Source organism: Streptomyces sp. NPDC002499 (assembly GCF_053595415.1).
Genome location: NZ_JBSFXO010000026.1, coordinates 1 through 20,461 on the forward strand (window position 1 = coordinate 1; position 20,461 = coordinate 20,461).

Here is a 20,461-nt window from a genome sequence, read left to right on the forward strand (position 1 = left end):
ACGTAGGCGGTGATCTCCGGGGAGACCGTCGTCTTCGCGACGGCGGCGCGGGCGGCTTCGAGGTCGGCGGCCGATACCCGATCGGAGACACGGCCGGGTCCGGCTATGCTCGGGGAGGCAACATCACCTGGGCCCTTAGCTCAATTGGCAGAGCAGTGGACTTTTAATCCATTGGTTGTGGGTTCGAGTCCCACAGGGCCTACCCAATCGGCCCCAGCTCAGAGGTACTTCGAGCTGGGGCCGCGGCTGTTTCCTCGCCGCGTTCTCGTCCCGCCGGAGCACTCGTCGCGGGAGTTCCTTCTTGTATCGAGCGTTTGACACAAGGCGCCGTCTGAAGCCATCTTGTACTCGCCACTTGGTACAAGATGATCTGGGGGGCCTCCGCATGCTCGACACCGTTCCGTTCCAGCAGAGATTCCTCGATCACGCCGATCAGTACGCCCGTTGGTCCGGCCTCGCCATCGGCATCATGGCCGCGCAGGCGCTGTCCACCCTCGGGCAGGTCGAGTTCGAGCAGCGTGTCGTGTTCTGCATCACGGCTTTCGGGGTGTGCACGGTGGCAGGCGTCCTTCTGGCGGACGCGCTGACGCTGCTTCCTCAGGACGCGGTACGCACCGCGAGTCTCGCCCCGCGCAGGGTCAGAGAGCACGTACCACCACGCATGGGTCCCCTGATCGCCCTCCAGGGGGTCACCCTCGTCGTGCTGCTGGCGATCACGGCCGCTACGGCCTCCGTCGACTCCGGTCGTGTCCTCAGCAGGGGCAAGGTCCTCACCATCGCCTGCAACGGGATTCCGGCAACCCTGGGCCCCTGGCCCGGCCTGTACTACAGCCTTCCGATGTTCGGCGCGCTCGCCATAGCCACCCCTACGTGTGTGTGGGCACTGCGCCGCATCGCTCACGGACCAGGTGGGGAGCAGGAGCGTCGCAACCGCGCGTGGGCGGTGACCGGGGCCTGGGGCCTGCTCGTGTCGAGCCAGCAGTTGTACGCGGTGCTGATGGTCACCATCTCCTTCATGGAGACAGGCTGCGCCGGCGCGACGGGCGCACTCACCTTCTGGGTGTTCTACCCGCTGGCCCTGGTGAACCTCATCACCGTCGTCTGGTCCCTGCTCACCGTGGTGGCCCCGCGGGCCGTCGACGACGTGGCGGAGGGGGACCGCGCCGGTGAATGAGCCCGCCGTACGCGTCGACACCACCAGCCCGGTACCGCCGTACCTGCAGATCCGCGCGCAGCTCGGCGCTCTGATCGTCACCGGCCGACTGGTCGAGGGCGACAGGCTGCCGACCGTGCGTCAGCTGGCGACGGACCTCGGCCTCGCGCCGGGCACCGTGGCCCGCGCCTACCGCGAGCTGGAGGCCGAGGGCCTGATCCGCACGCGCCGGGGAGCCGGTTCCCGGGTCGCGGCGCCGCCGGCCCGCCCGACCCATGACCATGCCTCCCAACTCATGGCCCTGGCGCGGGACTTCACCTTCTCCGCCCGCGTGCTGGGCGCCGACACGGAGGCCATCCTCGCCGCCGTCCGCGACGCTCTCGGCCCGGAAACGCGTTGAAGGGTGCACCTGAGTACACCCCGAACCCGGAGGACACCTCCATCCTCCTCGCCCCGTAGATGCGGTTCGCTGGTGATCGTCACCGATCAGGACCACAGCAACGGGGGATCAGATCATGCGGATTCAGTCGTCCAGGAAGACCGGAGCCGTCGTACTCGGCGCGGCGCTGCTCGCACTGACGTTGCCCGCAACCGCCGGTACCGCCGCCGCCCACTCGACCGGCGGCCACCCTTACACCCGGGCCCAGCTCCGGCAGGACCTCGCCGCCGTGCGCCAGGCCGGCGGCGGTGACGTCAACGTCCTGGCCAGGGTCGACGGACCCCACCACGCCCGACTCATGGCCCGCATCGGCACCCGTACCGCCGACTCCCCGGCCCCCATCCCCTGGAACTCCCACTTCCGCGTGGCCAGCACCACGAAGACGTTCACCGCGACCGTCGTCCTCCAACTCGTCGCCGAGAAGCGGCTGTCGCTCGACGACACCGTCGAGCACTGGCTGCCGGGGGTCGTCGCGGGGAACGGCAACGACGGCAGCCGTATCACCGTGCGGGACCTGCTCCGGCAGACCAGCGGGCTGTACGACTACGTCGACGACCCGGAGATCCAGGACCGGTTGATCAACCACTTCGACGAGAACCGGTACGACACCACGCCCGCCGCCGACCTGGTCGCGGTGGCGATGAAGCACCCGCCGGTCTTCGTCGCCCAACCCGGCGGTGCCACTCGGTGGGCCTACTCCAACACCAACTACCTGCTCGCCGGGATGATCGCCGAGAAGGCGGGCGGCGCGAGCTGGCAGGAACTGGTCGAGCGCCGGGTGATCGCGAAACTGCGCCTGCGGGAGACGTCCATCCCCGGGTCCGACCCCCGCCTTCCCGACCCGCACGTCAACGCCTACCTGACCACCCCCGACGGCAAGCGTCTCGACGTCACCGAGCACAGCCTTCAGCACACCGCGGACTCCGGTGTGGTGAGTACCACCGCAGATCTGAACACCTTCTTCCGCGCCCTCGTCGGCGGCCGGCTGCTCCCCGCCGCGCAGTGGCGCGAGATGCGGACCACCGTCGAGCGGACCGACGACCCGGAGGACGTGGCCGAGATGCCGGTAGGGACCTACGGCCTTGGGCTTCGGAAGATTCCGCTCTCCTGCGGGGGCTTCTACTACACCCACGAAGGCGATGGCGCCGGCGTCAACACCCGCCCCGCCGTGAGCGCGGACGGCACCCGCGCGGTGACCGTCTCCCTCACGACCACCACCGCGCCGCCCGACCTGGCCGCCCTCAACCGCGCGACGGGCGCCCTCGTCGACCACGCCCTCTGCGCCGCACCCACGAACTAGCTGTCACGCTCGGGAGCCGGCGACCCGCATCGCCCGCCACGAACGGTTCCGCTTGAACGGCAGCTCGAAGAATCGCGCGAACACCCACCCCGTGAGCAGCGACGCCGGCACGCTCAGCAGGACCGTGACCGCGAAGGTCGGCAGGCCGGGGGAGACCACGCGAGGAGCGATCTCGCGGACGGCGATCATGACGATCGGCAGATGGATGAGGTAGAGGCTGTACGAGATGTCGCCGAGGCTGCGGATCGCCCGGGTCGACAGCAGGCCCATGAGCCAGGTCGGGCGGCCCGTCGCCACCGCCACCAGCAGCAGCGTCATGGCGGGGGCCGCGGCCAGGTCCACCCAGAAGGAGTGGGTGACCGTCCAGGTCGAACCCTTGACGACCATCACGGACAGCACCGGTACGGCGGCCAGCGCGGCGAGCCAGTGCCAGGGGAGGCGTCGGATCCGGTCCCGCGCGACCACGATCCCGGCGCCGACCAGACCGGCCACGAAGACCGGGGCGAGGTTCGGGGTCAGCCAGTTCATGCCCTCGACGGGGTTCGCGTTCGTTGCCATGAGGCCGCGGGCGACCACCGGCAGGGTCACGCCCGCCACCAGGACGACCGCGCCCAGGCGCCGCCGGATGAACAGGAGGACGGGGAAGAGCAGATAGAGCTCCGCCTCCACCGCGATCGACCAGAACGCCCCGTTCGGGGTCGGTGCCGTCGCCACGTCCTGGGCCAACAGGCCGTACACCACGACCGTCTTGAGGTTCGGCGGGCCGAAGTGCGAGGCGGGGACGATGAAGTAGGCGACCGCCACGCTCAGTACGAGGGCCGCCCAGTACGGCGGCAGGATGCGCCAGGCCCGGCGGCTCAGGAAACGCGCGGTGCCGCCCGGGTGCCAGCCGTTGCGGGCGGCGGAGATGGCCAGGGAGAAGCCGGACAGGACGAGGAAGAAGACGACGGCGAGACGGCCGTACATGAGCCAACCCAGCCAGGACGGGCCCGAGTTGCGCGGGAAACCGGGGAAGGCCAGCAGCCAGCAGTGGAACAGGACCACGTAGAGAGCGGCCAGGCCGCGCAGGCCGTCCAGACCCGGCACATGGCGGGGGACCCGTGCTTCCGACGAGCCGCCGTCCCGCTGCGGTGCCGGGCGTACGGGCGCGTCGAGCGTGCCCGCGTCGATCGTGTCGACGTCGAGCGTGCTGACGGATCGGCTCGGTTCCGGTGAGATCGCTGGGCCCCCTTCGTACGGCACCGGACGCTCAGCCCGGTGCCACCCACAGTGACTGATACGTCGCAATTGGGCGAGCCGTTCAAAGGGCGCGTGCGGGGGTTTCAAGGGGTGTACGGGAGCCCGCTCCCACCAGGGCAAAGGGTGTAGCCCGCTACACCGCGCCGCCCGCCTCCGTCGCTTAGCGTTGCCGTATGAGGACAACGATGCGGCAGGCCGCGCGGGCCACAGGGCATCTGCTCCTCGCCGCCCTGATGGCGTTCTGCCTGTGGATCTTCATCACGGTGCTGCTCATCACGGCCATCGGGACGCTGGCGGTGGTCGGGGCGTGGCTGTTGCCGGAGACCGTGCTGCTGGTGCGGAGGATCGCCGGGGCCAAGCGGGGGACGACCGCCGCGTGGACCGGGCAGCGGATCCCGGAGGCCTATCAGCCGATCACCGGGACCGTGCGGGAGCGGATCCGGATCGCCGTGCGCGATCCCGGGACGTTCACGGACTTCCGGTGGATGGTCGCCGACTACTTCTACGGTGCTCTGATCGTCCTCGCGCTGCCGCTGTGGCCGGTCGGGCTCGTCGTCGACGGCGTGTGGAGCGGGCTGCTGCGGCGGACGCCGGTCGTGCTGCCGTTGATCACGCGGATCGCGGATCTGGAGGCAGACTGGTCGACCGCCCTGCTCAAGCCGTCACCCAAGGCTCAACTCGCTGCCCGGGTCGAGGAGTTGGCCGCCACCCGCGCCGACGCCATCGCCGCGCACGGCGCCGAACTGCGCCGTATCGAACGCGATCTGCACGACGGCGCCCAGGCCAACCTGGTCGCCCTCTCCATGCGCATCGGCCTCGCCAAACGCGCCTACGACCGCGACCCGGACACCGGGCGCAAGCTGCTGGACGAGGCCCAGGCACAGGCCGAACAGGCGCTCACCGACCTGCGGAACGTCGTCCGCGGCATCCACCCGCCGATCCTCACCGACCGCGGCCTGGTCGGCGCGGTGCGTGCGCTCGCCGCCGGCAGCGGGCTCCAAGTGACCGTGGAGGTCGAACGGTTGGAGGACGACGGGGTGCGGGCGCCGGCCGCCGTCGAGGCCGCCGCCTACTTCGTCGTCGCCGAGGCGCTCACCAACGCCGCCAAGTACAGCGGCTCGTCCCGCGCCTCGGTCCAACTCGCCCGGACGAAGCGCGGGTTGCGGGTGCGGGTGGCCGACGAGGGATGCGGCGGCGCCGACGAGACGAGCGGCTCGGGGCTGCTCGGCATGCGGCGGCGGGTCGCCGCGCTCGACGGGACCGTGGAACTGTCCAGCCCGGTCGGCGGCCCCACGGTGATCGAGGTACGGCTGCCCTGCGTGTGGTGACCCCGCGCGAGCCGCGGCGCCCGCCTCCGATCGACCCCTGCCGAGCCCGTCAGCCCGCGTTCAGCTCGGTCAACTGGCCCAGCGGCAGCGTGTGGTGGGTCTGGAGGACCTTCGCGCGCAGGTAGCGGACGTTGTGCGCGGTCTTGAAGACACCGGTGGGGACGCGGTCGCGCACGGAGATGCCGAGGGAGCGCAACTGGTCGGCCTTGTCGGGGTTGTTGGACAGCAGGTCCAGTTCGTCGATCCCCAGGGACCGGAGCATCTGGGCCGCGGCCGTGTAGTCGCGGGCGTCCTCGGGCAGACCGAGGGCCGCGTTCGCCTCGTACGTGTCCAGGCCCTGGTCCTGGAGGGCGTACGCGTCGAGCTTGTTGTAGAGGCCGATGCCCCGGCCCTCCTGGCGCAGGTAGAGCAGGACGCCGCCGCGCTCGGCTATGCGCTCGACCGCCTCGCGCAGCTGCGGGCCGCAGTCGCAGCGGGCCGAGCCGAAGACGTCGCCGGTCAGGCACTCGGAGTGCAGGCGCACCAGCGGGGTCGTGCCGGGGGCCGGTTCGCCCAGGACGACCGCCACGTGTTCCTGGCCGTCGGTCAGGCCGTGGAAGGTGACCATCTCGGTGTCGACGGTGTAGCCGTCGTGGAAGCGCAGCGGGACCCGGACGCGGGAGCGCGGCGTTGCGGCAGGGAAGTCAGGCATGCGGGTTCTCCCGGTCCGGTGGACGAATACCGATCTGCTTCAAAACTGAAGCAGATCCACGATCACGGACCCTACCCCATGCTTGAAATTTGAAGCAACTGATTTGTGGGCCGGGTCACGTACAGGGCGAGGACGAGGACGACCGGCGGCGCCACGGGACGTCCTCCCGCGTGGCCTCGGTCCCGTCGCCCTCCAGCGCCCGCACGATGCCCGTGCCGATCTCCTCCAACTGGCTCACCTGTTCCGGGGTGAGATGGTCGAAGATGGCCGCGCGAACCGTCTCGACGTGCCCGGGAGCGGTCCGCACCAGGGTCTCCATGCCGGCGTCGGTGAGCACCGCGGTGCTGCCCCGCTTGTCGGACGGACACCCCTCGCGCCGTACCAGACCGTCCTTCTCCAGCCGGGTCACCGCGTACGTCAGCCGGCTCCGGGTGATCTTCGTCCGCCCGGCGAGATCGGTCATCCGCAGCCGGTGGTCCGGTACGTCGGAGAGGTTGGCCAGGATGGAGTAGTACAGGTGGGGCATGCCGGCGTCCTGCTGGAGCTGCCGGTCCATCGCGTCCTCCAGGAGCTGCGATGCGGCGATGTACGCGCGCCATGCGCGCTGCTCCTCAGGAGTGAGCCAGCGAGTCGTCATGGGACCAGTGTAGGTTTGTTTCAAACTTGAACCAAGCCCCGCCTTATAGAGAACTCGAACCCGGCTCCGTGGACCGAGTCCCGTACACCCAGCCCCGCCTCGCAGAGAGAGCGCGTCGATGCCCCACCCGTTCGTCCTGCTGTCCGCCGCCGTCTCCCTCGACGGCTATCTCGACGACACCGGCCCCGAGCGCCTGCTGCTCTCCTCCCCGGCCGACTTCGACCGGGTCGACGAGGTACGGGCGTCCGTCGACGCGATCCTGGTCGGCGCCGGCACGATCCGCGCCGACAACCCCCGCCTGCTGGTGAACTCACCCGAGCGCCGCGCCGCCCGTGTGGCGTCGGGCCGGCCGGAGTACCCCCTCAAGGTCACCGTCAGCGGCACCGGCGAACTCGCCCCGGCCGCCAACTTCTGGCACACGGGCGGCGAGAAGGTCCTGTACACGACGGACAAGGGCGCCGACCGGGCGCACTCCCTGGGTATCGCCGCCGACGTGGTCCCGCTGGGCCCCGACCTGGACTGGCGCCAGCTCCTCACCCACCTGCACGAGGCGCGTGGCATCGACCGCCTCATGGTCGAGGGCGGCGGCACGATCCACACCCAGCTCCTCCAGGAGGGCCTCGCGGACGAACTCCACCTGGTCCTGTCCCCGCTCTTCGTGGGCACCCCGACCGCGCCCCGCCTCTTCGGCCCGGGTCCCTACCAGCCAGGCCGCCTCCGCCTCCTCGAAACCCGGCAGATCGAGGACGTCGTCCTCATGCGCTACGAGCCCACCGCCCCCGGCACCGGCCCGCTCCCCACCGCCGCCGACCACCACTGGCTCCGCCTCGCCTGCGAACTGGCCACCCACTGCCCGCCCTCCACCACCGCCTTCAGCGTCGGCGCGGTCGTGGTCGCCGCCGACGGCACGGAGCTGGCCCGCGGCCACTCCCGCGAGGGCGGCGACCCGGTGGTCCACGCGGAGGAGGCGGCCCTGGCCAAACTCGCCCCCACGGACCCCCGCCTCCCGTCGGCCACGATCTACAGCAGCCTCGAACCCTGCGCCCACCGAGCCTCCCGCCCCAAGCCCTGCGCCCAGCTCATCCTCGACGCGGGCGTACGCCGCGTGGTCACGGCCTGGCGCGAGCCGGACACGTTCGTGACGGCGGCGGACGGGAACGGCCTGCTGGCGGGGCAGGGCGTCGAGGTGGTCGTGATCCCGGAGTACGAGGAGCAGGCGAAGCAACCCAACGGCCACCTCTTCGGCTGACCTCGAGCATTTCCAGCCCCACACCAACGCGCCCCACGGTCCGATCGGCCCAACAGATCCTGCGCCCAACTCCCCGAAGGGTCACGCTGCGAGTGACCCGGAGTGGACATACGCGGAGGTACTGGTACCAGTGAGGTCATCCCGAAAACGAGCCGCCGTGCTCCTGATCGCGCCCCTTCTCACCGTGACCGTCGCCTCGTGCGGCAGCACGGACACCGGTACCCGGACCATGGCCCGCGCCCTCCCCCCGGACGCCACGTTCACCCACCCCGGCGTGCTGGTCAGCAAGGCGCAGCTGGACTCCGTACGAAAGATCGTCACCGCCGGGAAGCAGCCGTGGCTGAAGGCGTTCCTCGAGATGCGGGACAGCAAGTACGGGTCGTACAAGTACCGCCCCGAGCCGTACGAGAACGTCGACTGTCCCTGGGGCGGCAAGGTCGCGCAGGGGTGTGTGGAAGAGCGGGAGGACGCGATCGCCGCGTACACGCAGGCACTGCTCTTCAGCGTCACCGGCAAGCAGGAGCACGCGCTGAAGGCGCGGGAGATCATGGACGCCTGGTCGGCGAAGATCAAGCGGCACTCCGAGGAGGACGCGGGGCTCCAGACCGCGTGGGCCGGGTCGACGTGGGCGCGGGCCGCGGAGATCGTGCGGTACGCGCCGGGGGCCGGGTGGCCGGCGGACCGGGTCGCGCGGTTCGAGAAGATGCTGCGGACCGCGTATCAGCCGTACGTCACCGAGAAGCTGCCCGACTACAACGGCAACTGGGACCTCGCGATGACCGACGCGGCGATCGGCATCGCCGTCTTCACCAACGACCACAAGGCCTTCGACGCCGCCCTCGCCCGGTTCCGTGACCGCGTGCCCGCCTACTTCTACCTGGAGAAGGACGGCAAGGTGCCGCTGACCGTGGCCGGGTCGACCATGAACACGCCGCAGAAGCTGACGACGTACTGGTTCAAGCAGGGGACGTACAAGGACGGCGTCGCGCAGGAGACCTGCCGCAACTTCAAGCACGTCGGCTACTCGCTCGCCGCCACCGCCCACATCGCCGAGACGGCCTGGCACCAGGGCGTCGACCTGTACGGCGAGGTCAAGGACCGGCTGACCGCGGCCCTCGCCTTCCACGCCCGCTACCAGCTGGGCGAGAACCCGCCCGCGTGGCTGTGCGGCGGGAAGGTCGACCGGAACATGGGTCCGGATCTTGAGGTCGCCCTCAACCATCTGGAGGACCGGCTCGGCGGTTCCGTCCCGGCCGCCCACAAGCTGGCAGAGGAGACCCGCCCGGCCGGCACCGACGATCTCTTCGTCTCCTGGGAGACCCTGACCCACGCCGGAAACCCGGCGGCCTGACCGGCCCGTCGCTCCCCGGCCGCTCCTTGGTCACTCCCGTCCCGCGGATGGCGTACAGTGGAGAACACAACGGCGCGGGGTGGAGCAGCTCGGTAGCTCGCTGGGCTCATAACCCAGAGGTCGCAGGTTCAAATCCTGTCCCCGCTACTAACGGCCCAGGGCCGGAGTCCGGATCATCGGACTCCGGCCCTGAGTCATTTCCCCCTCGGCTTTCTGACCGTTGTCACGCCCGGTGAGCAGGCGAACGCCCTCCGCCCAACAACTGACATCCCGTCAATGCCTGTGTGGATCCACAGGCTTGGTCAACTCGCCCGATTTTCACCGGTCATGGCCTGAACGTCCTGCGTGAAAACGTTAATGATCAAGCCGAACAGCTTGGAATCCCTGCCCCGTGTCTATTAACGTTCGATAACGCAGCGCGGTCGTCCCAGCCGTCACAAGAGTCGGCTCCGTGCGCACGTGCCGAATCCCGCAAGGGAACCGGGGAACCACCAACTTGGGGTGAATCGCAAGTAGTCCGTCGTGTACGCACGAATGGTTTACGCGCGTAGGAGACCTTCCTGCTCCGAACCCGTCAGCTAACCCGGTAGGCGAGAAGGAAGGAAGGAGTACGCCCAGGTGGCGTCCAACCCCCCTGCCCCGGCGGCCCCGTTCGTGCCGAGCCAGCGTGACAACGAGACGTTCGGCTACGGCGGATACCGCACCGACGAGGGCCCTTGGGAGGAATGGAACCCCACCGAGGATTCCGTCCGTCCCAACCGCGGTCGCCACCGCGTCTCCAAGCAGCGCGGTGGTGGCGGGGGATTCGCCCGCAGCTCCACCGTCCTGGGCGTCGGTGTCATAGCCGCGGTGAGCGCGGGCGGCATGGCCAGCGCCAACACCGGCAAGCCGCCGGTCTCCATCTCCGTGCCCGACCTGCCGAACGTCGGCTCGGTCTTCGGTGAGACCTCCAGCCCCGCCAAGGGGTCCCCGACCGCGCTCAGCAGCGTCGGCGTGACCTCCAGCGAGACCGCGCAGGGCACCAAGGACGCCGGCGAGGTGCTGCGCGACCGCATCATGGCGCAGGCCGAGTCGCAGCGGGTCCAGGTCGACAGCAAGGTCCAGTACGCCACCGAGGCCTCCCTCTCCAAGCAGGTCGACGACGCCGCCGCGAAGGCGGAGAAGGCGGCCGCCGCCAAGGCCGCCGCCGCGAAGAAGAAGGCGGAGGCGGAGGCCAAGAAGAAGGCCGAGGCCGCGAAGCTGGCGGAGCTGGCCACGCAGTACCGGCTGCCGGTCGCCTCGTACACGATCACCGGCACCTTCGGGCAGGCCGGTTCCCTGTGGTCCTCCGGCTACCACACGGGCCTCGACTTCGCCGCCCCCACGGGCACGCTCATCAAGGCCATCCACAGCGGCACCGTCACGGAGGCCGGCTGGGCGGGCTCGTACGGCTACCGCACGATCCTCACCCTCGACGACGGTACGGAGCTGTGGTTCTGCCACCAGTCGTCGATCGGCGTGAGTGTGGGCCAGAAGGTCGCCACCGGCGATGTCATCGGCCGCGTGGGCGCCACCGGCAACGTGACCGGGGCGCACCTGCACCTGGAGGTCCACCCGAACGGCCAGGCCGACGGGATCGACCCGATGGCGTGGCTGCGCAGCAAGGGCCTCACCCCCTGAGGCAGTAGCCGTCGGCAGACACCGACACACCTCGCCAGGTTCCCGGAACAGCGGACTCCGCTTGTTTACGGGAACTTTGCGGCTCCGGCGGAAGATCGGTCTCCGGGGCCGGCGTTGATGTGAAGCATGACGTCCTCCTCTGCTTCTCTGCGCAAGCTCGGCTCCTCCGACCTCGAGGTCTTCCCCCTCTCCCTCGGCGGCAACGTCTTCGGCTGGACGGCGGACGAGGCGACCTCCTTCGCCGTCCTGGACGCCTACGCGGCGGCCGGCGGCAACTTCGTCGACACCGCCGACTCCTACACGGCCTGGATCGAGGGCAACTCGGGCGGCGAGTCCGAGACGATCATCGGCAAGTGGGTCAAGGCCCGCGGCAACCGCGCCGACGTCGTCATCGCGACCAAGGTCAGCCAGCACCCCGAGTACAAGGGCCTGTCCGGCGCGAACATCAAGGCCGCCGCCGACGCCTCGCTGCGCCGCCTGGACACCGACTACATCGACCTCTACTACACCCACTTCGACCAGCCCGAGATCCCGGTCGAGGAGATCATCGGCGCGCTCGACGAGCTGGTGCGGGCGGGCAAGGTGCGCAACATCGCCGTCTCCAACATCACGCCTGAGCGGCTGCGGGAGTCCCTGGAGTTCTCCGACCGCGAGGACCTCGCCCGGTACGTGGCCATCCAGCCGCACTACAACCTGGTCTCCCGCGACACCTACGAGGGCGAGCTGCGGGACATCGCCGCCACGGCGGGCCTCGCCGCCGTCCCCTACTTCGGCCTGGCCGCCGGCTTCCTCACCGGCAAGTACCGGCCCGGTACGACGGTCGAGAGCGCGCGGGCGGGCCGCGCCGGCGCCTACCTGGAGTCGGAGCGGGGGCAGCGGGTGCTGACCGCCCTCGACGAGATCGCCGCCGCCCATGACGCGCAGGTGGCGACCGTGGCCCTGGCCTGGCTCGCCGCCCAGCCGACGGTGGCCGCGCCGATCGCGTCCGCGCGCACGCTGGAGCAGTTGCCGGCGCTGCTGGCGGTGGCGGACCTGACGCTGACGGAGACGGAGATCGGCCGCTTGACGCAGGCGTCGGCCTGATCGGTCCCTGAGCTAGGTGATCCTCGATCCGGGCGACCCTCGAACTGCGCGATCCCTGGTCTACGGCTGGTACGGGTTGTACGCGGGGTACGGCGACGCCGGATAGGCGGGCTGCGCCGGATACCCGTACACCCCGTACACCGGCCAGGGCGGGGCGGTCACCGCGACCGGCGGGGCCGTCGTCCTGGCCGCGTAGTCCAGCGCCGGGCGGGCCACGTCCTTGCGGCGCCACAGCTCGGCGAGCAGTTCTCGTTCCCGTACGACGAAGTCGGCGCCGGCCCGGCCGCGGCGCCCCCGGTGCCGTAGGAACGCCAGGGAGGTCGCGTACGCCTCGTACTGGGCGACCGCCCTTGCCGCGGGCTTGCCGTAGTGGCGGGCGGCGTAGTCGCGGGCGAGGCGGCGGGCGCGCATGGAGCCGAGTGCGAACGGCTCGGCGGGGGTGAGCCAGCCGGCCATGGTGTAGGCGGGGAGCTCTTCGCGCACGGTCCGCAGTTCGCGCTGTCGGGTCCAGATGACCAGCCAGGTCAGCAGCCCGAACGAGGGCACCATGAACGCGGCGTAGACCCCGAAGAACCCGTACTCGCCGAACGTCGACGAGCTGTTCCAGATCGCGTGCATGCCCATCGCGAGCAGCAGCCCCGACAGTGGGGCGAGGACGCGGCGCAGGTGCTGGCGGTCTCCCGAGAGCGCGGCGATGCCGAAGCCGATGCCCGTGCAGACGGTGAAGAGGGGGTGCGCGAACGGCGACATGATGATGCGGACGAAGAAGGTCGCCGCGGTGACGGAGGCGATGCCGCGGTCGCCGGTCAGCTGGTCGGTGCCGAAGGCGGTCCCCAGGTAGAGGATGTTCTCGGTGAACGCGAAGCCGGTGGCGGTGACGCCGGCTATCACCACCCCGTCGACGATCCCGGTGAAGTCCCGGCGCCGGAACAGGAAGAGGAGCAGGACGGCCGCGGCCTTCGCCGACTCCTCGACGATCGGCGCTATCACCGTCGCGCCGAGAGTGTCCGCGCTGGAGGGGTCCGCGGTCGCCGTCGCGATCCATCTGGTCGCGAAGCTGTTGGCGACGATCGCTATCAGCGCCGCCGCGCAGGCGCCCCAGGCGAAGGCGAAGATCAGATTGCGCCACGGTCCCGGTTCGACCCGGTCGAGCCAGCGGAAGGCGGCTATGAGGAGCGGCACGGGCAGCACGGCGAGGCCGAGTCCGACCAGGAACCCCTCGGTGCCGGTCTGTTGACGCACCAGGGCGAGAATGACGAGCCCGGAGAGCGCGAGCAGCGTACTGAGCGCGCCGTACCGCACCCACCGCCGCTGCCACCAGTGGGCGTGCCCGAGCGCACCACCGGCGGGATCGCCGGCGTACGGCGGATTCGTCGGGTACGGGGGACACGTGGCCACGGCATTGACCCTAACGAGGGAGGGCGCTGCCCGCGCTGCCCGCGGAGGCTTCAGGCGCCGGTGGGGGGTTGGTAGTTGTGTCGCTCTTCGCGGTCCTGGTCACTGGGCTCTTCGCGATGCTGTACGCGACGGAAGAGCAGGTCGTTCACGACATGACCCTTCTCCAGCCCCTGGCCCTCGAAACGGGTCAGCGGCCGGAACTCCGGACGCGACGCGAAACCGCCGTCGGACGCGGTGTTCTCGAACTCCGGGTGCGCGGTCAGTACGTCGAGCATCTGTTCGGCGTACGGCTCCCAGTCGGTCGCGCAGTGCACGATGCCGCCGGGTCTGATGCGGCTCGCGGCGAGGTCCAGGAACTCCGGCTGGATCAGCCGCCGCTTGTGGTGCCGCTTCTTGGGCCACGGGTCCGGGAAGTAGACGCGCAGCCCGTCGAGCGCGTCCGGGGCGAGCATCTCGCGCAGCAGGATGATGGCGTCGCCATTGCCGACGCGGACGTTGGGCAGGCCGCTCTGGTCGGCGAGGTTGAGCAGATTGCCCTGGCCGGGGGTGTGCACGTCCACGGCGAGGATGTTGGTGCCCGGCTCTGCGGCGGCCATCTGCGCGGTGGCCTCACCCATGCCGAAGCCGATCTCCAGCACGACCCGGTTGGCGTTCCCGAACAACTCGCCGAGATCCAGCGTCCGCTGCCCGTCGATGTCCAGCCCCCACTTGGGCCACAGCCGCTGCAACGCGTCCGCCTGCCCGGCGGTCACCCGACTCCGCCGCGGCTGAAAACTACGGATCCGCCGCTCGAAGTGCGACCCGGCGGGATCGGGCATGGGCCCGTCAGGAAACCGGGGTTCCCCCTTGGCCCGGGTGTGGCGCAGGGAGACGCCGGGAGTGTGGGGGTGCGCGGGGGCGCCCTCCGTGTCGGCGTGCGCCGCAGGGCGGAGGGGTTCGGGGGTGTGGGGTGGCTCAGACACAGTGCGTCGATTTTACGTGTGCCGGGATGGGAGTTGTACGGGGAGCGAGGGTCGGCACGGTGACCCCGCCTCGGGCAGGCGCAGCGCCCCGGCTCAGTCCAGTACCGCCAGTGCCCGCCGAGCCACCTCGCGGCCGATCGGCAGGGACGCCGTGGCCGCCGGGGAGGGGGCGTTCAGTACGTGGACCGTCCGCGGACCCTCCTTGATCAGGAAGTCGTCCACCAGCGTGCCGTCCCGGAGCACCGCCTGCGCACGCACCCCGGCCGCCGACGGCACCAGGTCGTCCGGAGTCACCGCCGGCAACAATCTGCGGACCGCCGTCGTGAACGCCCTCTTCGACGCCGATCTACGCAGCTCACCGGCCCCGTACCGCCAGTGCTGCCGGGCCATCCGCCACGCGCCCGGCCAGGCCAGCGTGCCGGCCGTCTCCCGGGGCCGTACGACCCCCCAGCCGTACCCCTCCCGGGCCAGTGCCGGCACCGCGTTGGGGCCGACGTGCACGCCGCCGTCGATCCCCCGGGTGAGATGCACCCCGAGGAACGGGAACGCCGGGTCCGGTACGGGATACACCAGTCCCCGCACCAGCTCGGGCCGGGCCAGTGCGAAGTACTCGCCGCGGAACGGCACGATGCGCATCTCCGGGTCGTCCCCGGTCAGCCGTGCCACCTCGTCGCAGTGCAGCCCGGCACAGTTCACGAGCACGCGCGCGCGGATGACGTCCCCGCGGGCGGTGCGGACGGCGACCCCCAGCTCCGGGCGCCGGTCCACCTGGACGACCCGCGAGCCGTACCGGATCTCCGCGCCGGACGCGTGCGCCAGCTGCCGGGCGACCCCGACGAAGTCGCACACCCCGGTCGTCCCGACGTGAATGGCGGCCAGTCCGCGCACCTCGGGCTCGTACTCCTCGATCTGAGGGGCGCCCAGCTCCTTTACCGGAATCCCGTTCTCCCGGCCGCGCTGCACGAGCGCGTGCAGGCGGGGCAGCTCGTCCCGCCGGGTCGCGACGATCAGCTTCCCGGTGACGGCGTGCGCGATCCCGTACTCGGCGCAGAACTTCACCATCTCGGCGGCCCCGCCCACCGCGTACCGCGCCTTCAGCGAGCCTGGCCGGTAGTAGACCCCGCTGTGGATGACCCCACTGTTCCGCCCGGTCTGATGCCGGGCGGGACCCGGCTCCTTCTCCAGCACGGTCACCCGTGTACCGGGCGCCGCCCGCGTGATCGCATACGCCGACGACAGCCCGACGATGCCCCCGCCGACCACGAGCACGTCACAGTCGTAACCAATCCGGGCCACCACCGGCACCACCTCCACCCTTGATAGTGCCCTGCGCCACTGACAGTCACTTCAAACACGGGGATGTGCATGCCGGTAGGGGCGCGGGGAACTGCGCGAGCAACCCTCCACGGCCTACGGTCAAAAGATCACAGGCACCCGGCAGACGAGTAGACCCTTACGCCGGAGCCATCAACAACGGCCGAGCCCGCTCCCGCAGCTCGACAACCCGCGGCTCGTCCCCATAAGGCTCCAACCGATGCAGAAGATCCTTCACGTACTCCGTGGTCCGAGCCGAAGAGATCCGCCCGGCCACCTCCACCGCACGCACCCCCTGCTCACAAGCCGCGTCAAGGTTCCCCGACTCGAGCTCGGCCACCGCCGAGACGACCAACCGCAGCCCGTGCGACCGCACGAACTCCTCCGTCGGCTTCGACAACGCCTGTTCGGTGAACCGCCGTACCTGCCGAGGCGCCTTCAGATCGCGATAGCACTCCGCCGCGTCGGCCGCGAACCGGTCGTAGGAGTAGAACCCCAGCCAGGACGGATCGTTGTCGCCCTCACGGGACCGCTCCAGCCACCCCTCCGCCGCCTTGAGTGCCGCACCGGCCGCGACAGCATCGCCCGCACGCGCGTGTGCCCGTGCCTCGACGAGCCGGAAGAAGCTCATGGTGCGGGCGGTCGCCAGCCCTCGGTTGCGTTCCAGCGCGGCCTGCGCGAGATCGACGCCCTCGTCGCCGAAGCCCCGATAGGTCGCCTGCAACGACATCGACGCCAGCACGTACCCGCCGAGCGGCACGTCCGCCGCCGCGCGGGCGAGCCGCAGCGCCTGGATGTAGTACCGCTGCGCCGCCTCCTGCTGCCCCGTGTCGAAGGCCATCCAGCCCGCGAGCCGGGTCAGTTCGGCGGAGGCGCCGAACAGCGCCCTGCCGACCTCGTCGGAGTACGAGCCGAGCAGCAGCGGTGCCGCCTCCACCCGTAAACACTCGGGCACCATCGATGAACGCCAGTCGCCGCCCCCGTACTTGGAGTCCCAGCGCCTGGCGTCCTCGGCGGCCTCCCGCAGTTTCAGCACGTCGCTGTGGCCGACTTTGAGCGGTGCGCCGGAGCCCTCGCCGGGGTTCACCTCTCGCGCGACCGAGCTGTCGGCCGGGGTTATCAGCCACCGTGAGGCGGGCGTTGCGTATGCGCTGACTGCGAACGATCCGGCGAGCGACTGCCAGATGCCACCGGCGCCTGCGCGCCGGCCCGCGAGGTCGAGACGGTAGAGCTCCGTCGCCGACCGCACCGCCTGTCCGACGTCCCGGGGGAAGGCGAGGCCCACCTCCGGTGCGGGATCCGCGTCCGCCAGGCCGATCTCGTGGAGCGGCACCGGGCGGCCGAGCTTCTGGCCGATCGCGGCAGCGATGAGGTGCGGCGCGGCACCCTGCGGCACCATCCCCTTCGACACCCAGCGCGCGACCGACGTCTTGTCGTAGCGAAGAGTCAACCCGCGTTGAGCGCCAAGATCGTTGACGCGACGCGCGAGTCCTGCGTTGCTGATTCCCGCGAGGGCGAGAACGGCGCCGAGTTTTTCGTTCGGCCCGCGTTGCTCCCTGGACATGCGCCACCCCTCGACACAGACGGCTGCCGCGCTGGCATAACCACGCGGCATTCGTAAACCCAGCGTAGTTCGCCGCATCCCAAGCGTTAAGGGGCATTGTTCCGGATGGCGGGATTGTGGTCCGTACTGAAGTGCGGGTCCGATACGGGCTGTTGTGCCGTGCTCCCATTGTGTGGCCGTGCGCCCGTCCGTGCGCTCTTCTCCGGCCATCGGGGGAGCGGTTCCATGGACCGTGCGTGGGTCGGCCCGCTGTACTGGATCCAGTGGGCTGGGGGACACCGCCGCCTCCATCCCCGCGGGCGGCGGAGAAGTCCGGGAGGCGATCTCCGCCTCCCGGGCTGCGCGCCTGTGCGGCGGTGCGCAGAGCATGTACGGAGCGTGTGCACGCCTGTCTCCGTATCGCCGATTTGGCCGAAAACCGCCCCCGCCATCCCGGGCTAATCAGCGCTCCTACCATGGCAGTTGAGGGCGCGAAGGGTGTTTTCGGGGCGCGCTCCGGGGGCGCATTCGAGTCGTAGACACCGTGCCCAATAGGGGAGTTGACCCACCCCCGAGGGTGGGCGCGGGGGCGCGTTCCAGGGAGCGCAAGCGGCGCCACCACCCCTCCGAGGTGCGTCCTTCATGGCAGCATGGGGAACCAGTTCGTACGGTGCACTGGTTGTCCACAGGCTGTGGAGGCGTCGATGCGGTGGTTGGTGGGATGGAGCAGTACCGCCGCTGGGACCGCCACGATCGGTTCCGCGGGGGCCACGGGGCCCGACGGCGAGACCGTTCACCCGGTGGGCTCCCAACTCCTGTGGGGTGACCCCGATCCGCTGTGGGCGGTCGGTGACTGGCGCCCCGACGAGGTGCGGGTGGTGCGGGCCGACGCCCAGAACCGGATCGCCGTCCTGGGTACCTGCGGCGCCACCGACGAGGAGCTGCGGGTCGGACTGTTCGCCGCGCGCGGAGGCGCACTTCGCCATCTGACGGCCTGGTCGGGCAGCTACACGGCCATCGTCCAGGTGGGCCGCCGGGTCACCGTGTGCGGCGATCTGGCGGGCATGCGCCCGGTGTTCTACACCCCCTGGGCGGGCGGCACGGCGTACGCCACGGCCGCGCTGCCGCTGGCCGACCTCATCGAGGCGAACCTCGACTTCGGTCATCTCGCGGCCCTGCTGGCGGCCCCGGACGTGCCGGCGGCCGTGCACGACTCCACCCCGTACGACGGCGTGCGGCGCATTCCACCGGGGCACACCCTGATCCTGCGCACCGGCGCACGCGAGATCGCCAGTTACGAGCAGGTCGCCTCCCTCGCCGTGGCGGCGCCCTCGGCGGACCCGGACAGCGCGGTCGACGCGGTACGCGACGCGCTGGTCGAGGCGGTACGCGCACGACTGTCGGCGCCACGGCACGTTCCCGGGGCCGACATAGACCCAGGACCGGTCCCCGGCATGGGGCCCGCCGAGCGGCGCGCCGCGCGCGGGATGCCGGTCGCGGGCATCGGCGCCGACCTCTCCGGCGGCCCCGCCTCGGGCACCCTGGCCCTGCTCGCCGCCGGCCTGCCGGGCATGCCGGGCACGGTCCTGGGCCACGGCACGGGCGCGGGGGAGCGACTGCTGGCGGTCACCTTCAACGACCTGGCGGTGGGCGGCCGCGAGTCGGAACTGGAACGGGCGGGCACGCTGGCCGCCAACCCCCGTCTGCACCACGTGGTGGTGACGGGTGGCGAGGAAACGCTTCCCTACGCGGACCTCGACGGTCCCCTCACGGACGAACCGGGCCCGTCCCTCATCTCCGCCGCCCGCCACCGCGCCCGCCTCGCCGCCGGCAGCGCGGACCACTTCACGGGCTACGGCGCCCGCCAGGTCCTGGACGCGCACCCGGCCCGGCTGGCCGACCTCCTGATGGACCGCAAACGCCGCCACCTGGTACGCCCCGTGGCCGCGCTCGCCAAGGCGGACGGCTCGGTGATGGTCCCCGCGCGCGTGTACGGCGCCGCCCGCCGACTGGCCCGCACGCCCTACCTCGAAGGCCTGGAGCTGCTCGGCGAGCGCCTGATGCAGCGCCGCTTCGAGGAGCCGGGCGGTGCCGTCGGCGCGTCCCTGTCCGCGCTCACCTGGGCCAGACCGGGCCCTGCGGCGCGCTGGCTGACCGGCGAGGCGCTGGCTGAAGTATCGGTTCGCCTCCAGACCTCCACGAACCGCTCGGGCATCGGCCCCGGCCAACGCCCCGGCGACCATCGCGCGCGTGCGGCCCTGTTCCGGCACGCTGCGGACCTACGCGTCCTGGAGCAGGCGGCGGAGATCCGCTCCCAGCGCCTCCACGCCCCCTTCCTCGACAACCAGGTGGTCCGCGCCTGCCGCGCCCTCCCCGAGGCCCTGCGCGTCCAACCAGGCGCCCGAGCGGCCATCCTCCGTACGGTCCTGGAGGGCGCCGGCGTCGCCGACCTCCCGCCCGGCTGGGGCGCCCCCACCCACGCTCCCACCGCGGCCGCGGCCCGCAAGGGCCTCCGAGTGGCGGCGGACTCCCTGATGTCCCTCTTCGGCACGCCCCTCCTGGCGGAGGCGGGCCTGGTCGAAGCGCGGGTGGTCCGCAAAGCGCTCCGCGCCGCGGCGGAGGGCGAACCCCTCCCCTTGGACGGCCTCGCCGACCTGGTCTCCCTCGAACTCTGGCTCCGCCGCCTACTCTCCCGCCGAGGCACCTGCTGGACAGGCACACCCGCCCGCCAACGGGCGGTCCCGGCAGGCATCACACCGAGACGGGGGGCGTTGGCTTCGGGGGGTGGGGCGGGGGTGGCGTGAGGAAGGCTCTGCCGTCCGGATCCCCCATCCACCCGCAGGGGGCTGCACGTTTGGCCTTAAGCCCGCCCGGCGTCCGAGGCCAGGCCTCAGCCATCCCGAACCCCCAGCGGGCTGTGCCTCCTGAACTCCGGTTCGTATCTTTCAGCCCGTCCGGCGTCCTAGGGCAAGCCTCAGCCATCCCGAACCCCACCCACCCCCAGCGGGCTGCGCTTCTTGAACTCCGGTCCGTATCTTTCAGCCCGTCCGGCGTCCGAGGACAAGGCTCTGCCATCCCGAACCCCCACCCACCCTCAGGGGGCTCCGCCTCTCGA

Annotated in this window: 16 protein-coding genes, 2 tRNA genes and 1 riboswitch; of the genes, 11 read left to right on the forward strand and 7 right to left on the reverse strand. The window is 71.0% G+C overall.

The window, feature by feature from the left end; translation table 11 throughout:
* Positions 1–129: 129 nt before the first annotated feature.
* The 4 genes from ACWD5F_RS45115 to ACWD5F_RS45130 all read left to right on the forward strand — a co-directional run bounded on the left by ACWD5F_RS45115 (position 130) and on the right by ACWD5F_RS45130 (position 2,892).
* Positions 130–202: transfer RNA gene (locus ACWD5F_RS45115), tRNA-Lys, on the forward strand.
* Between the two features lie 183 nt (positions 203–385).
* Positions 386–1,174 (forward strand): hypothetical protein, encoded by a 789-nt coding sequence (locus ACWD5F_RS45120; RefSeq protein WP_451261939.1) that lies wholly within the window; start codon positions 386–388, stop codon positions 1,172–1,174.
* Complete coding sequence (locus tag ACWD5F_RS45125; protein ID WP_451261940.1) at positions 1,167–1,553, forward strand: GntR family transcriptional regulator; 387 nt, start codon at positions 1,167–1,169, stop codon at positions 1,551–1,553. The genes ACWD5F_RS45120 and ACWD5F_RS45125 overlap by 8 nt, the downstream gene beginning before the upstream one ends.
* 115 nt (positions 1,554–1,668) lie before the next feature.
* Complete coding sequence (locus ACWD5F_RS45130) at positions 1,669–2,892, forward strand: serine hydrolase domain-containing protein (protein ID WP_451261941.1); 1,224 nt, start codon at positions 1,669–1,671, stop codon at positions 2,890–2,892.
* A 3-nt stretch (positions 2,893–2,895) separates the two neighbouring features.
* On the opposite strand, the gene ACWD5F_RS45135 is transcribed toward ACWD5F_RS45130, so the two are convergent.
* Positions 2,896–4,134 carry an acyltransferase family protein gene (locus ACWD5F_RS45135; RefSeq protein WP_451261942.1) on the reverse strand — a complete coding sequence of 413 codons (1,239 nt, stop codon included), beginning with the start codon at positions 4,132–4,134 and terminating at the stop codon, positions 2,896–2,898.
* A gap of 170 nt (positions 4,135–4,304) precedes the next feature.
* Here ACWD5F_RS45135 and ACWD5F_RS45140 point away from each other — a divergent pair, with 170 nt between their 5' ends.
* Positions 4,305–5,459, forward strand: coding sequence for a histidine kinase (locus ACWD5F_RS45140; RefSeq protein WP_451261943.1), 1,155 nt, complete (start codon positions 4,305–4,307; stop codon positions 5,457–5,459).
* Positions 5,460–5,508: 49 nt separating this feature from the next.
* On the opposite strand, the gene ACWD5F_RS45145 is transcribed toward ACWD5F_RS45140, so the two are convergent.
* The gene (locus ACWD5F_RS45145; protein WP_401729823.1) at positions 5,509–6,150 is read right to left on the reverse strand and encodes a GTP cyclohydrolase II; all 642 of its coding nucleotides are present in this window, start codon (positions 6,148–6,150) and stop codon (positions 5,509–5,511) included.
* Between the two features lie 115 nt (positions 6,151–6,265).
* On the reverse strand, positions 6,266–6,787 hold the full coding sequence (locus ACWD5F_RS45150; protein ID WP_401729821.1) for a MarR family winged helix-turn-helix transcriptional regulator: 522 nt from the start codon (positions 6,785–6,787) through the stop codon (positions 6,266–6,268).
* Between the two features lie 118 nt (positions 6,788–6,905).
* Here ACWD5F_RS45150 and ACWD5F_RS45155 point away from each other — a divergent pair, with 118 nt between their 5' ends.
* The 5 genes from ACWD5F_RS45155 (at position 6,906) to ACWD5F_RS45175 (ending at position 12,129) form a co-directional block, all read left to right on the forward strand.
* A complete protein-coding gene (locus tag ACWD5F_RS45155; protein ID WP_451261944.1) occupies positions 6,906–8,036 on the forward strand; it encodes a dihydrofolate reductase family protein in 1,131 nt (376 codons plus the stop codon).
* Positions 8,037–8,265: 229 nt separating this feature from the next.
* Positions 8,266–9,387, forward strand: coding sequence for an alginate lyase family protein (locus tag ACWD5F_RS45160; RefSeq protein ID WP_451261953.1), 1,122 nt, complete (start codon positions 8,266–8,268; stop codon positions 9,385–9,387).
* A 73-nt stretch (positions 9,388–9,460) separates the two neighbouring features.
* Positions 9,461–9,534, forward strand: a tRNA-Met gene (locus ACWD5F_RS45165).
* Between the two features lie 303 nt (positions 9,535–9,837).
* Positions 9,838–9,995: riboswitch (cyclic di-AMP (ydaO/yuaA leader) on the forward strand.
* Between the two features lie 10 nt (positions 9,996–10,005).
* A complete protein-coding gene (locus tag ACWD5F_RS45170) occupies positions 10,006–11,046 on the forward strand; it encodes a M23 family metallopeptidase (RefSeq protein WP_451261945.1) in 1,041 nt (346 codons plus the stop codon).
* Between the two features lie 126 nt (positions 11,047–11,172).
* Complete coding sequence (locus ACWD5F_RS45175) at positions 11,173–12,129, forward strand: aldo/keto reductase (protein WP_451261946.1); 957 nt, start codon at positions 11,173–11,175, stop codon at positions 12,127–12,129.
* Between the two features lie 60 nt (positions 12,130–12,189).
* Here ACWD5F_RS45175 and ACWD5F_RS45180 read toward each other — a convergent pair whose 3' ends face one another.
* From ACWD5F_RS45180 to ACWD5F_RS45195, 4 genes are all read right to left on the reverse strand, one after another.
* The gene (locus tag ACWD5F_RS45180; protein ID WP_451261947.1) at positions 12,190–13,527 is read right to left on the reverse strand and encodes a PrsW family intramembrane metalloprotease; all 1,338 of its coding nucleotides are present in this window, start codon (positions 13,525–13,527) and stop codon (positions 12,190–12,192) included.
* 50 nt (positions 13,528–13,577) lie between these two features.
* Positions 13,578–14,393 (reverse strand): tRNA (guanosine(46)-N7)-methyltransferase TrmB, encoded by an 816-nt coding sequence (gene trmB, locus ACWD5F_RS45185; RefSeq protein ID WP_451261954.1) that lies wholly within the window; start codon positions 14,391–14,393, stop codon positions 13,578–13,580.
* A gap of 189 nt (positions 14,394–14,582) precedes the next feature.
* Positions 14,583–15,788, reverse strand: coding sequence for an L-2-hydroxyglutarate oxidase (gene lhgO / locus ACWD5F_RS45190; protein ID WP_451261948.1), 1,206 nt, complete (start codon positions 15,786–15,788; stop codon positions 14,583–14,585).
* Between the two features lie 154 nt (positions 15,789–15,942).
* On the reverse strand, positions 15,943–17,367 hold the full coding sequence (locus ACWD5F_RS45195) for an MFS transporter (RefSeq protein ID WP_451261949.1): 1,425 nt from the start codon (positions 17,365–17,367) through the stop codon (positions 15,943–15,945).
* A 683-nt stretch (positions 17,368–18,050) separates the two neighbouring features.
* Between ACWD5F_RS45195 and ACWD5F_RS45200 the strand changes: the two genes are divergently transcribed.
* Positions 18,051–20,150, forward strand: a complete 2,100-nt coding sequence (locus ACWD5F_RS45200) for an asparagine synthase-related protein (RefSeq protein WP_451261950.1) — start codon at positions 18,051–18,053, stop codon at positions 20,148–20,150.
* Positions 20,151–20,461 lie beyond the last annotated feature (311 nt).